Origin of the sequence: Paracidovorax wautersii, assembly GCF_031453675.1 — a bacterium.
Taxonomy (GTDB): domain Bacteria; phylum Pseudomonadota; class Gammaproteobacteria; order Burkholderiales; family Burkholderiaceae_C; genus Paracidovorax.
In genome coordinates this window covers 383,178-396,024 of the sequence record NZ_JAVIZX010000001.1, presented here as the reverse complement: position 1 = coordinate 396,024, position 12,847 = coordinate 383,178, and the positions used below count along the sequence as shown (strand labels likewise).

Here is a 12,847-nt window from a genome sequence, read left to right as displayed (position 1 = left end):
GGCTCGGCTGCCGCTGGCGTGGACCGCGCCGGTTCATGCCACGCGGGCGGCGCGCAGCGCAATGGATAACCGAGATGGCGTGAACGAACGCGCAGGATGCATGACATGACGATGACTATCAAAAAAATAGCTGTTCGCGCTTTATTGGCGGGCGCTGGAGCCTTTTTCTTTGCCAATCCGGCTTGGGCGCTGCTGCCCATCCAGCACTGGACGGAGCCGAGCGGAGCCCGCGTCTGGCTGGTGGAGAGCCCGGCCATTCCGATGGTGGATGTGCAGGTCGATTTCGACGCCGGTGCGCGCCGCGATCCCGCCGCGCAGGCCGGGCTGGCGAGTGCGGTTGCGGGCATGGCGTCCAAGGGCGTGAAGGCCGGCACGGACGGCCAGCCGGCGCTGGACGAGAACGCCCTGGGCGAGGCCTGGGCCGATCTGGGCGCCAGCTTCGATGCCACCGCCAGCCGTGACGGGCTGAGCTACTCGCTGCGCTCCCTGACCGACCCCGCGCTGCTGGACCGTGCCGCCCGCCTGGCTGCGCGCCAGCTGGGCGAGCCCGCCTTTCCGCAGGATGTCTGGCAGCGCGAGCGCGCCCGCTGGACGGCCGCGCTGAAAGAGTCGGAAACCCGGCCCGGCACCGTGGCCGGCAAGACCTTTGCCGCCGCCGTGTACGGCGGCCACCCGTACGGCCAGCGCCCCACGCCCGAGACGCTGGCGCGCATTGAGGTGGCCGACATGCAGGCCTACCAGGCACAGTACCTGCAGGCCTGCCGCGCGCGCGTGGCCATCGTGGGCGCCGTCAGCCGTGCCCAGGCGCAGACGCTGGTGCAGACCCTGCTGGCGCGTCTGCCCGCACCGCAGGCCGCAGCCTGCGCGCCGCTGCCCGCCGTGCCGGAGGTGCCGCCGCTGGCGCAGTCCGCAGAGCGCGACCTTCCCTTCGCCTCGGCCCAGGCGCACGTGCTCATCGGCCAGCCGGGCTTTGCCCGCCGCGACCCGGACTTCCTTGCGCTGCTGGTGGGCAACCACATCCTGGGCGGGGGCGGCTTCACCTCGCGTCTGACGCACGAGGTGCGTGAAAAGCGCGGCCTGAGCTACAGCGTGGGCAGCGATTTCTCGCCGGGCCTGAACGCCGGCGCCTTCGCCGTCAGCCTGCAGACCCGGCCCGACCAGGCCGCGCAGGCCGTGCAGGTCTCGCGCGAGGTGCTGCGCCGCTTCGTGGCCGAGGGCCCGACCGAGGCCGAACTGCGCGCTGCCAAGGACAACCTGATCGGCGGCTTCGCCCTGCGCATCGACAGCAACCGCAAGCTGCTGGGCAACGTGGTCAACATCGCCACCAACGGCCTGCCGCTGGACTACCTGGAGCACTGGACGGACCGCGTGCAGGCGCTCACCGTGGCCGACATCCGCGCCGCCATGCAGCGCAAGCTGCAGCCGGATCGCATGGTCACCGTGGTGGTGGGCGGGCAGGGCGGCGGCGCCCCCGCGGCCGCCCCGGCCAGCGCGCCGGCGTCCGGAGCCCGTCCATGAAGCGGCCCGCACGCTCCGCAGGCGGCGGCGCTGCAGCGCGCCCCGGCAAGTCCGCCCCGGCCCCCGCCCGGCGCGTGCCCCAGGGCGCTGGCGAGGTGCGCATCATCGGCGGCCAGTGGAAGCGCACGCGCCTGGCCGTGGCCGACCGCCCCGGGCTGCGCCCCACGCCCGACCGCGTGCGCGAGACGCTGTTCAACTGGCTGGGCCAGGACCTCACCGGCTGGCGCTGCCTGGACGCCTTCGCCGGCACCGGCGCGCTGGGTTTCGAGGCCGCCTCCCGCGGGGCCGTGCAGGTGCAGCTGGTGGAGGGCGACGCCGCCCTGGCTGCCCAGCTGGAAACCGTGCGCCAGCGGCTGAAGGCCGACACCGTGCGCGTGCAGCGCGGCGACGGCGTGGCCGCGCTGCGCCAGTGCGCGCCGGGCAGCCTGCACCTGGTGCTGATCGACCCGCCCTTCGACGGCGCGCTGTTCCAGCCCGCACTGCAGGCTGCCGCCCCCGCGCTGGCCGCCGACGGCTTCATCTACCTGGAGGCGCCGCAGGCCTGGACCGACGAGGCCCTGCAGCCGCTGGGGCTGGCGGTGCACCGCCACCTCAAAGCCGGCGCCGTGCACGCGCACCTGCTGCGCCGTGCTGCCCCCGTCTCAGCCGCAGTATCGAATTGATAGCTGACTGCGCTTGTCCTGCGGGCGCTGGAGCCGAATTTCCATATGCATTTATTGCCGTGCTGCGGCGCAGCACTGGCACTGCATAATCCGCCCACGTGACGGGCCCGGCGCCCGCCCGCCCCTCCATCCACCGCCGCAGGAGACCGAACCGCCATGGCCCAGAACGTGCTCGCCATCTACCCCGGGACCTTCGACCCCATCACCCTGGGCCATGAGGATGTGGTGCGCCGTGCCACGCAGCTCTTTCAGCGCGTGATCGTGGCGGTGGCGGCGGGCCACCACAAGAAGACGCTATTCAGCCTGGAGGAGCGGATCGAGATGGTGCGCGAGGTGGCGGCCGCCTACCCGCAGGTGCAGGTGGAGAGCTACTCCGGCCTGCTGCGCGACTTCGTCGTGGCGCGCGGCGGCAAGGCCATCGTGCGCGGCCTGCGCGCGGTGACCGACTTCGACTACGAGTTCCAGCTGGCCGGCATGAACCGCACGCTGATGCCCGAGGTGGAGACGGTGTTCCTCACGCCCAGCGACCGCTTCCAGTTCATCAGCAGCACCTTCGTGCGCGAGATCGCCACGCTGGGCGGCGAGGTGGACAAGTTCGTGTCGCCCTCGGTGCAGGCCCGGCTGCTGGCGCGGGTGTCGAGCGCGGGCTGAGCGCGGACCGGCCGGCGCGGGCCGATCACCCACAGCGCGTCTCCGGTCTACACGCCGATTGGCTCGACACTTGCTAGGATGGCTCCCATATGTCCATCCACGCTGCCCTCCACCACGTCACGCACTACCAGTACGACCGGCCCATCGGCCTGGGGCCGCAGATCGTGCGCCTGCGCCCGGCGCCGCACTGCCGCAGCCACGTCGTTTCGTATTCGCTGAAGGTCGAACCCGCCCAGCACTTCATCAACTGGCAGCAGGATCCGTTCGCCAACTACCAGGCGCGGCTGGTGTTCCCGGAGAAGACCACGCAGTTCAAGGTCACGGTGGACCTGGTGGTGGAGATGTCGGTCTACAACCCGTTCGACTTCTTCCTGGAGCCGCACGCGGAGCAATTTCCCTTCGGCTACAGCGAAAGCCAGCAGCAGGAGCTGGCCCCCTACCTGGCGACCGAGCCGGCCACGCCGCGCGTGCAGGCCTACCTGGACCGCATCGACCGCAAGCCGCAGCGCACCATCGACTTCCTGGTGGGCCTGAACCAGCAGGTGGCGCAGGACATCCGCTACCTGATCCGCATGGAGCCCGGTGTGCAGACCCCGGAGCAGACGCTGGAAAGCGCAAGTGGCTCCTGCCGTGACTCCGGCTGGCTGCTGGTGCAGCTGCTGCGCCACATGGGGCTGGCCGCGCGCTTCGTGTCCGGCTACCTGATCCAGCTCACGCCGGACGTGAAGTCGCTCGACGGCCCCAGTGGCACCGACCACGACTTCACCGACCTGCACGCCTGGTGCGAGGTCTATCTGCCCGGCGCCGGCTGGATCGGTCTCGACGCCACCAGCGGCCTGATGGCCGGCGAAGGCCACATTCCGCTGGCCTGCACGCCGCAGCCCTCCACCGCCGCGCCCATCGAAGGATTGGTGGACGAGGCCGAGGTCGAGTTCCACCACGAGATGCGCGTCACCCGCATCCATGAGTCGCCGCGCGTCACCAAGCCCTATACCGAAGCGCAGTGGCAGGACGTGCTGGCCCTGGGCGAGGCGGTGGATGCCGAGCTGGTGGCCGGCGATGTGCGCCTGACCATGGGTGGCGAGCCCACCTTCGTGGCCCAGAGCGACCGCGATGCTGCCGAGTGGAACACCGATGCTCTCGGCCCCACCAAGCGCGGCTACGCCACCGAGCTGGTCCACAAGCTGCGCGCCGAGTATGGCGAGGGGGGCTTCCTGCACTTCGGCCAGGGCAAGTGGTACCCCGGCGAGCAATTGCCGCGCTGGGCCCTGTCCATCTGCTGGCGCACCGACGGCCAGCCGGCCTGGAACAACCCGGCGCTCTTCGCCGACGAGCGCGAGCCGCAGCACTACACCCGCGAGGACGCGCGCCGCTTCATCCACCACCTGGCGCGCACGCTCGATCTGACCGACACGCACATCCAGCCCGGCTTCGAGGACACCTGGTACTACCTGTGGCGCGAGCGCCGCCTGCCCGTCAACGTGGACCCGTTCGATGCGCGGCTGGACGACGAACTGGAACGCGCACGCCTGCGCCGCGTGTTCGAACAGAAGCTCGACAGCGTGGTCGGCTACGTGCTGCCGCTCGAGCCCGTGCGCGGTGCCGGCCCGGCGCTGGGCGGTGCCACCTGGGCCACCGGCCCCTGGTTCTTCCGCGACGAGCGCATGTACCTGATCCCGGGCGACTCGCCCATGGGCTACCGGCTGCCGCTGGATTCGCTGCCCTGGGTCAGCCAGGGCGACTATCCCTACCTGATCCCGCAAGATCCGTCGGTGCCGGCGCAGCCGCTGCCGGGCGCCGCGGCGCTGCGCGCCCGCTACGCCACGCTGCCGAGCGTGGTCACCGGCGGGCGCGACCTGCCGTACCTGGCGGGCGCCAGCGCCGCCGGCGAAGCGCGCCGCGTGGGCCAGGGCCTGCAGCAGGACACGGGCGACGCCCGCGCCGCCGGGCAGCCCGCGCCTGCCGGGTTTGCCCCGCCCGGCCGCTTTGCCTCCGCGGCGGGGCTCACCCGCACCGCGCTGTGCGTGGAGGCGCGCGACCCCCGCCGCGCCAATGGCCCCAAGGCCGAGCAGCAGGGCGACAAGACGGGCGTGCTCTACGTCTTCATGCCGCCGCTCGCCCACCTGGACGATTACCTCGACCTGCTGGCCGCCGTGGAATCGACGGCCGAAGCGCTGGGCGTGCAGATCGTGCTGGAAGGGCTATCCGCCGCCGCGCGATGCGCGCCTGAAGCTGCTGCAGGTGACGCCCGACCCTGGCGTGATCGAGGTGAACATCCACCCCGCGCACAACTGGGGCGAACTGGTGCAGCACACCGAGTTCCTCTACCAGGCGGCCTGGGAGTCGCGCCTGTCGGCCGAGAAGTTCATGACCGACGGCCGCCACACCGGCACGGGCGGCGGCAACCATTTCGTGATGGGCGGCGCCACGCCGGCCGACTCGCCTTTCCTGCGCAGGCCGGAGCTGCTGGCCAGCCTGATCCTGTACTGGCACAACCACCCGTCGTTGAGCTACCTGTTCAGCGGCATGTTCGTGGGACCGACCAGCCAGGCACCGCGCGTGGACGAGGCGCGCAACGACCAGCTGTACGAGCTGGAGATCGCCCTGCGCGAGATCGAGAAGAACCGCGAGCGCTACGGCCAGGACATGCCGCCGTGGCTGGTGGACCGCACGCTGCGCAACATCCTCATCGACGTGACGGGCAACACGCACCGCAGCGAGTTCTGCATCGACAAGATGTACTCGCCCGATAGCAGCACTGGCCGCCTGGGCCTGCTGGAGCTGCGCGCCTTCGAGATGCCGCCCCACGCCCGCATGAGCGTGGCCCAGCAGCTGCTGCTGCGCGCCCTGATCGCCCGGTTCTGGAAGACGCCCTACAAGGCGCCGGCCGCCCGCTGGGGCACCGAGCTGCACGACCGCTTCCTGCTGCCGACCTTCGTGCAGATGGACCTGCACGACGTGCTAAGCGAAATGCGCGACGCGGGCTACGGCTTCGACGACGCCTGGTTCGCGCCGCACCTGGAGTTCCGCTTCCCGCTGGTGGGCCAGGTGCAGTCGCGCGGCGTGGAGCTGACCCTGCGCAACGCACTGGAGCCCTGGCACGTGATGGGCGAGGAGGGCGCCATCGGCGGCACGGTGCGCTACGTGGATTCGTCGCTGGAGCGCATCGAGGTGCGCGTGACCGGCCTGAACGAGAGCCGCTACGTCGTCACCGTCAACGGCCAGCCGCTGCCGCTGCAGCCCACGGGCACGGCGGGCGAGTTCGTCGCGGGCGTGCGCTACAAGGCCTGGAACCCGCCCAGCGCACTGCATCCCACCATCGGCGTGCATGCGCCCCTCACTTTCGACATCGTGGACACGTGGATGGGCCGCTCGCTGGGCGGCTGCCAATACCACGTGGCCCACCCGGGCGGGCGCAACTACGGCACCTTCCCCGTCAACGCCTACGAGGCGGAAAGCCGCCGCATGGCACGCTTCTTCCGCATGGGGCACACGCCCGGCGCGCTGCCCGTGCCGCCGGCCACCATCGCCCTGCCAGGCAGCCGCGAGTTCCCATTCACGCTGGACCTGCGCCGCAGCCAGCGGCCGTGAACGCGGCGGATGCCCGGTGCTGCCGCGCGCGGTGGCACCGGTGCCGGTGCAGTGGGCTGTGCGCCGTGCACGCGCATCCGGACCTCCCGGCCTGCTGCGAACTTCCCTGACAATCCTTGCCAGTGGAAAACACCAACGACTCCCTGTTCGCCCCCGATGACGCGCCTGAGCGGGCCGCCGACGTGGCGGCCGCGCTCGCGCCCGCCGCGACGGCCGGCCATTTCGACGAGCTGCGCGGCGCGGGTGTGCCTGTGCCGCCGGGTGCGCCCGCGCCCGCTGCGGGGGCCGAGGCGGGCGCCCCGCTCACGCCCGACTGGGCCCGCTTCTTCGATCTACTGGGCGCCGATGGCTTTGCCGACCTGGACCGCCGCACGCTGAGCCTGCGCCGGCAGGTGCGCGACAACGGCGTCACCTACAACGTCTATGCCGACGCGCATGGCCCGCAGCGGCCCTGGGCGGTGGACCTGTTCCCGCTGATCGTCACGCCCGAGGACTGGGCGCGCATCGAAGCCGGTGTGCTGCAGCGCGTGCGCCTGCTCGACCGTGTCATGGCCGACGTCTACGGCCCGCAGGAGCTGCTGGCCAACGGCCTGCTGCCCAGCGCACTGGTGCATGGGCATCCCGGCTATCTGCGGCCGCTGCACAGCGTGCAGCCCGTGGGCGGAACGCACCTGCACATCGCCGCGTTCGATCTGGCACGCGATGTACAGGGCGACTGGTGGGTGGTCTCCCAGCGCACCCAGGCGCCTTCGGGCCTGGGCTATCTGCTGGAGAACCGGCTGCTCATCTCGCGGCTGTTTCCCGAAGCCTTCAGCCAGATGCAGGTGCAGCACCTGGCCGGCACCTACCGCGCGCTGCTCGACGGGCTGCGCCGCATGTCGCCTGCCGGCAGCGACGCGCGCATCGTGCTGCTGACGCCAGGACCGTACAACGAGACCTACTTCGAGCACGCCTACCTGGCGCGCTATCTGGGGCTGACGCTGGTGGAGGGCAGCGACCTCACTGTGCGCGGCGAGCACCTGTTCCTGAAGACGCTGCACGGCCTGCAGCCCGTGCACGGCATCCTCAAGCGGCTGGACGACGAGTTCCTCGATCCGTTGGAGCTGCGCAGCGATTCGCGCCTGGGCGTGCCCGGCCTGCTGCAGGTGGTGCGCGCCGGCAACGTGCTGGTGGCGAACGCGCCGGGCTCGGGGTTTCTGGAATCCACTGCGCTGCTGGGCTTTCTGCCTGCGCTCTCCGAGCATGTGCTGGGCGAAACGCTGGCCCTGCCGTCGCTCGCCAGCTGGTGGTGTGGCGAGGACGCCGCGCGCGCGGCGGCCATGCCGCTTCTGGCGAACAGCGTCATCCGCCCGACCTGGCCCACGGCAGGCGCCGCGGCCGGTGACGGCACGGGCCCCGTGCTCTGCGGCGAACTGCCGAGTGAAGGCCTGGCCGCCTGGGCGCAGCGCATCGCGAGCGAGGGTGAGCACTACACCGTGCAGTCCTACCTGCCGCTGTCGCAGATGCCCACCTGGCGCCGCGAGGCCGGGGGCAGCCGCATTGCGGCGCGCTCGGTGATGCTGCGGGTGTTCGCCGTCTCGGACGGCCCCCAGTCCTGGCGCGTACTGCCCGGCGGCCTGGCGCGCATCGCCACCGGCACGCAGCAGATCACGTCGATGCAGCGGGGCGGCAGCAGCGCGGACGTCTGGGCCCTCACGCAGGGCGCGGTGGACACCACCACCTTGCTGCCCCCGGCGCAGAGTGCACCGGCCACGGCCCACCGCAGCCGCCAGGTGACCAGCCGCGCGGCGGAGAACCTCTTCTGGCTGGGCCGCTACACCGAGCGGGCCGAGAACACGATCCGCCTGGCCCGGCTGGCGCTGCAGGGCCTCAATGGCGAGGACCAGACCTCGCAGCCGCTGCTGGCGTGGCTGAGCACGCTCTGCCAGTCGCAGGGGCTGGTGCTGCCGTCGGTGCCGGCGGCCACGCAGGCGCGGCGGGTGTTCGAGCGATCGCTCATCGCCGGGCTGGCGGATACGGCCCAGGCGACCAGCGTGGGCTACAACCTGCGTGGCATCCAGGGCGCGGCTGCCGCTGTGCGCGACCGGCTGTCGCAGGAGCAGTGGAACCTGATCGAGCGCGCCGGCGCGGACTTCTTCCAGCAATGCCCGAGCGGCACGCACGGCGGCGACTACTCGGCCCTGGAAGCGCTGCGCGTGCTGGAAGTGCTGAGCGGGCACATGGCCGCCATGACGGGTGCGCAGACCGACCGCATGATGCGCGACGACGGCTGGCGGCTGCTCTCCGTGGGGCGCCACCTGGAGCGGCTGGGCTTTCTGTCGCAGGCCCTGGCGAGCGGCTTCGATACGGGAGCGGTCTTCGACGAGGCGGGCTATGAGGCGCTGGTGGCGCTGTTCGACAGCACCATCACCTTCCGCGCCCAGTACCAGCTGCGCCACGATGTGCCGGCACTGGTGGACCTGCTGGTGATGGACCGGGACAACCCCCGGTCCCTGGCCTGGGTGGCGCAGACCCTGCGCGGCCGATTGGTCAAGCTCGCAGCCGGCACGCAGCGGGAGCCGGCCGATGGGGCGGGCGCGCACGAGCCTGCCGGACCGGGCCTGTCGGACCCGTCCGCGCTGTCGCTGGAGGCGCTCTGCACCCAGGATGCGAACGGCCGCTACGCTGCGCTGCAGGCTTATCTGCAGCAGTGCGTGAACGAGGCGTGGCGGCTGTCCGAACGCCTGGGCGCGCGCTACTTCACCCACTCGGGCGATGTACGCCAGAGCGTGGGGGTGTAGCGTGCAAGCGCTTTCATGGCCCCCTCGTCGCCTGCGCTGCATCCACCGCGCGGCGGTGCCCCCTGCGCTGCGGCTGCGCTCCGCCGCCTGTTGAGACGGAGTACCGGCCATGCTGCTGCGCGTGCTGCACGAAACCCTCTACGAATACGCTCCCTCGGTGAGCAACGCCCAGCATGTGGCGCACCTGCGCCCGCTCGACCTGCCCCACCAGCAGGTGGACAGCCATGTGCTGCACATCGACCCCGACCCTGCCCAATGCGTGGCGCTGCACGATGTCTTCGGCAACGGCAAGACCTTCTTCAGCCTGCCCTTCGTGCATGACCACCTGCGCGTGCGGGCGGAGAGCCGGGTGCGGACGGCCCCGCCGCCGCTGCCGGACGCCGCGCGCAGCCTGCCTTGGGAGACGGTGGCGCGGCGCATGGCCTACGCCCGTGGCGCGGCGTATGAGCCTGCGGCGGAGTTCTGCTTTCCCTCGGTGCACGTGCCGCGGCACGGCGACTTCGTAGCCTACGCGCGGGCCAGCTTTGCGCCCGGCCGCCCGCTGCTGGAGGCGGCGCGCAGCCTCATGTCGCGCATCCATGCTGACTTCACCTACGAGGCGGCCGCCACCGACGTCAGCACGCCGGCGCTGGAGGCCCTGGCGATGCGCAAGGGCGTGTGCCAGGACTTCGCCCACATCCTCATCGCCTGCCTGCGCGGCCTCGGGCTGCCGGCGCGCTACGTCAGCGGCTACCTGCTCACCCAGCCGCCGCCCGGCCAGCCGCGGCTGGTGGGCAGCGATGCCTCGCACGCCTGGGTGTCCGTCTGGTCACCATCGCCCGGCGGCGCAGCCGGGCAGGGCGCCTGGTGTGACCTGGACCCGACGAACGACCGCGCTCCGGGCGAGGACTACGTCACGCTGGCGGTGGGGCGCGACTACGCGGACGTATCGCCGCTGCGCGGCGTGATCCACGGCGGCGAGCGCCACGTGCTGCGCGTGGGCGTCACCGTGGAGCCGATCGGGTCGGCGGCGTTGTAAGCCTTCCGGCCCCTACCATTCATCAGGTGGTTGGGGTCAAAATGGCCGGAAGCGCTTATCTATAAAGCGCTTATTGCTATTATTTTTGATTCTTTCCGCTAGGCCGTTGCCGGTTGGGCGGCCTGCGTGACCGGAGGCGCTTCGGCCGGTGCGGTGGCGGGCGCTGGTCCATCCGCGGCCGGTGTGTCGATCGCAGGCGTTGCGGCCGCGTCCCCTGGTGGCGCCGGCGGCTGTTGCGGAACCTCCTGCTCCTCCTGCGGCGCCGGAACCAGTTGCCCGTGCACCAGCGCGTGCACGAAGCGCAGCTTGTCCTGCGCGCCGGCGCTCAGCGCGAACGGGTAGGCGTCCAGCTGGCCCAGGCTGCGGTTCAGGCTGTTGAGCAGCAGCGTGAGCGGCACCCAGGCGGTCAGCATCGCGTCGAAGTCCGGCACGGGCGTGCCGAACGGGTTCACCATGGTGTAGCGCGGCGCGTCGTGCGGGCCGGGCACCGACAGCTCGGTGCGGTAGCTTTCCGCCGTTTCCAGCAGGTCGACCATGTGCAGGTAGTGCGCCCAGGTCTCGGCCCAGTCCTCCCACGGGTGGGCCGTGGCGTAGGCGCTGACGAATTGCTCCTGCCAACCCGTGTGCGGCGCGCGCGCGTAATGCTCTTCCAGCGCCTCTCCGTAGTCGCGCCGCTCGTCGCCGAAGACTTCGCGGAAGGCCTGCACATGGCCGCCGCGCAGCACCAGCACATCCCAGAAGTAGTGGCCGGACTCGTGCCGCAGGTGGCCGAGCAGCGTGCGGTAGGGTTCGCCCAGCGCCACCCGCCGGCGGGGCGCGCTCGTCATCGTCGGCCTCTGCCACGTTGAGGGTGATGACGCCGTTGGCGTGGCCGGTCAGCACCGGCGGCTCGCCCGGAACGTCGGCCAGGAATTCGAAGACCGGGCCGGTCTCGCCCTCGATGTGTTCGAGGCCGAGCATGGCCAGGGAGTAGTACAGCCGCCGCTTGGCCTGCTCGATATCGGTCCAGCGGCGCTGGTTGTTCGCGTCCGACAGGTCGGGCAGGATGCGCGTCTGCTGGCACGAGACGCACAGCGGCAGGGACGGCTCGGCATCGTCGGTGCCCGCCTCTGCGGTGCTCGCCGTGACCGTGGTACCTGCGGTGTCGCAGGCGACCGTGAAGTTGCAGGCGTTGTAGGCCTTGCGGTTGCCGCAGAGGTGGTAGCGCACCGCCGGCGCGCCACCCACGTCGCCGCTGCCGTATCCGGTAGCTGCGGTCGTGTCAGCGCCTTGGGGAGTCACCGCGCTGTCCGGGGTGGGGCGGCGCACTTCCCAGAGGTTCTCGTCCTCGTCGACCGGGGCCAGGGCGACGACGTCCAGCGTCTCGGGCACGAAGGCAAGCGGGCTGGAGCAGTGCACGCACAGGAAGCTGTCGAAGAACACCACGGAGCCGCAGTGGCTGCAATGAAAGAGTTTCATGAGGGGTTCACCGGGTAAGGGGCGCTGCGGCCCCGAAGGGGACCGCCCAGCAAAAAGCCACGGCATCGGCCGTGGCTCTACGGGCTGGGGTGGCAGGCGCCGGGCCGATTCCCGGCAAGGCGTCTGTCAGTTCAGCGCCGGATCAGGGACGCACAACGATGCTGTTGCGCACGTCACGCACGTGCTTGGCGCTGCGTGCCAGCGCTTCGGCCTGGTTCTTCTCGGCTTGCGACTTGGCGAAGCCCGACAGTTGCACCGTGCCATTCAGCGTTTCCACGTTGATGGAGGTGGCGGACACGGTCTTGTCTTCGGCCATCTTGGCCTTCACCGCGGTGGTGATGGCGGCGTCGTCCACATAGGAACCCACCGTTTGCTGGTCGCGTGCGACCGAGCAACCCGTGGAGACGATGGTGGCGCCGGCCAGAGCGGCGAAAGCGAGTGCACGGACGTATTTCATGGTTGTTTCCTTCGAATTGGTTGATAAAACACGGGTGCTTGGGGATCCGCAGCCCACCAGCCTGTTGCACCCCTCCGTGGCCGGTCGACTGTTGGCATCAATGGCCGGTCCGCCGCGTCAGCGGTGGAGCCAGTCCTTCAGTTCGTCCGCATGCTCTTCCTCGTCGGCCAGAATGCCTTCGAGCATGCGACGCGTCGTGGGGTCCTTGTCGCCGATCAGGTTGATCATCTGACGGTAGGCTTCCACGGCAATGCGCTCGGCCACCAGGTTGGCGCGGACCATGGCCTTCAGATCCGACGATTCGTCGTAGTCGGCATGGCTGCGTTCCAGCAGCGTGGAGGGCGAAAAGTCGGGCTCGCCGCCCAGTTGGACGATGCGCTGGGCAATCATGTCCGCATGGGCCGATTCCTCGTTGGCATGCACCAGGAATTCGGCTGCGATGGCGGGCGATTCCAGCCCATCGGCCGTGAAGTAGTGGCGCTTGTAGCGCAGCACGCACACGAGTTCCGTGGCGAGCGCGTCATTCAGCAGCTTCACGATGGCATCGCGGTGCGGACCGTAGGCCGGCGTCACGGCGCCTTCGTCCAGATCGGAAGTGGCTGCCTGGTGCAGGGCCTTTTCGTCCAGCACCAGGGCCGATGCCGTCGCTGCCGTGGTCGCGGGGTTCTGTTGTGTTTGTTGTGTCATGGATCGCTCGCTCGGAAGCCTGGAG

7 protein-coding genes and 2 pseudogenes are annotated in these 12,847 nt (G+C 70.7%); 6 read left to right on the top strand and 3 right to left on the bottom strand.

What is annotated here, in order from left to right; translation table 11 throughout:
- Positions 1 to 105: 105 nt before the first annotated feature.
- From QE399_RS01830 to QE399_RS01805, 6 genes and pseudogenes are all read left to right on the top strand, one after another.
- The gene (locus QE399_RS01830; RefSeq protein WP_309825641.1) at positions 106 to 1,518 is read left to right on the top strand and encodes a M16 family metallopeptidase; all 1,413 of its coding nucleotides are present in this window, start codon (positions 106 to 108) and stop codon (positions 1,516 to 1,518) included.
- Positions 1,515 to 2,180 (top strand): 16S rRNA (guanine(966)-N(2))-methyltransferase RsmD, encoded by a 666-nt coding sequence (gene rsmD / locus QE399_RS01825; protein ID WP_309825640.1) that lies wholly within the window; start codon positions 1,515 to 1,517, stop codon positions 2,178 to 2,180. Before QE399_RS01830 ends, rsmD begins: the two co-directional genes overlap by 4 nt.
- 156 nt (positions 2,181 to 2,336) lie before the next feature.
- On the top strand, positions 2,337 to 2,831 hold the full coding sequence (gene coaD, locus QE399_RS01820) for a pantetheine-phosphate adenylyltransferase (RefSeq protein WP_309825639.1): 495 nt from the start codon (positions 2,337 to 2,339) through the stop codon (positions 2,829 to 2,831).
- A gap of 89 nt (positions 2,832 to 2,920) precedes the next feature.
- A pseudogene (locus QE399_RS01815) lies at positions 2,921 to 6,422 on the top strand (transglutaminase family protein).
- Positions 6,423 to 6,544: 122 nt separating this feature from the next.
- The gene (locus QE399_RS01810; RefSeq protein ID WP_309825638.1) at positions 6,545 to 9,202 is read left to right on the top strand and encodes a circularly permuted type 2 ATP-grasp protein; all 2,658 of its coding nucleotides are present in this window, start codon (positions 6,545 to 6,547) and stop codon (positions 9,200 to 9,202) included.
- Positions 9,203 to 9,311: 109 nt separating this feature from the next.
- Positions 9,312 to 10,220 (top strand): transglutaminase family protein, encoded by a 909-nt coding sequence (locus QE399_RS01805; protein ID WP_309825637.1) that lies wholly within the window; start codon positions 9,312 to 9,314, stop codon positions 10,218 to 10,220.
- 272 nt (positions 10,221 to 10,492) lie between these two features.
- On the opposite strand, the pseudogene QE399_RS01800 reads toward QE399_RS01805, so the two are convergent.
- The 3 genes and pseudogenes from QE399_RS01800 to QE399_RS01790 all read right to left on the bottom strand — a co-directional run.
- A pseudogene (locus tag QE399_RS01800) lies at positions 10,493 to 11,678 on the bottom strand (zinc-binding metallopeptidase family protein); the annotation flags it as partial.
- A gap of 142 nt (positions 11,679 to 11,820) precedes the next feature.
- Positions 11,821 to 12,135 carry a BON domain-containing protein gene (locus QE399_RS01795; RefSeq protein ID WP_309825636.1) on the bottom strand — a complete coding sequence of 105 codons (315 nt, stop codon included), beginning with the start codon at positions 12,133 to 12,135 and terminating at the stop codon, positions 11,821 to 11,823.
- Positions 12,136 to 12,252: 117 nt separating this feature from the next.
- The gene (locus QE399_RS01790) at positions 12,253 to 12,822 is read right to left on the bottom strand and encodes a ferritin-like domain-containing protein (protein ID WP_309825635.1); all 570 of its coding nucleotides are present in this window, start codon (positions 12,820 to 12,822) and stop codon (positions 12,253 to 12,255) included.
- Between the last annotated feature and the right edge of the window lie 25 nt (positions 12,823 to 12,847).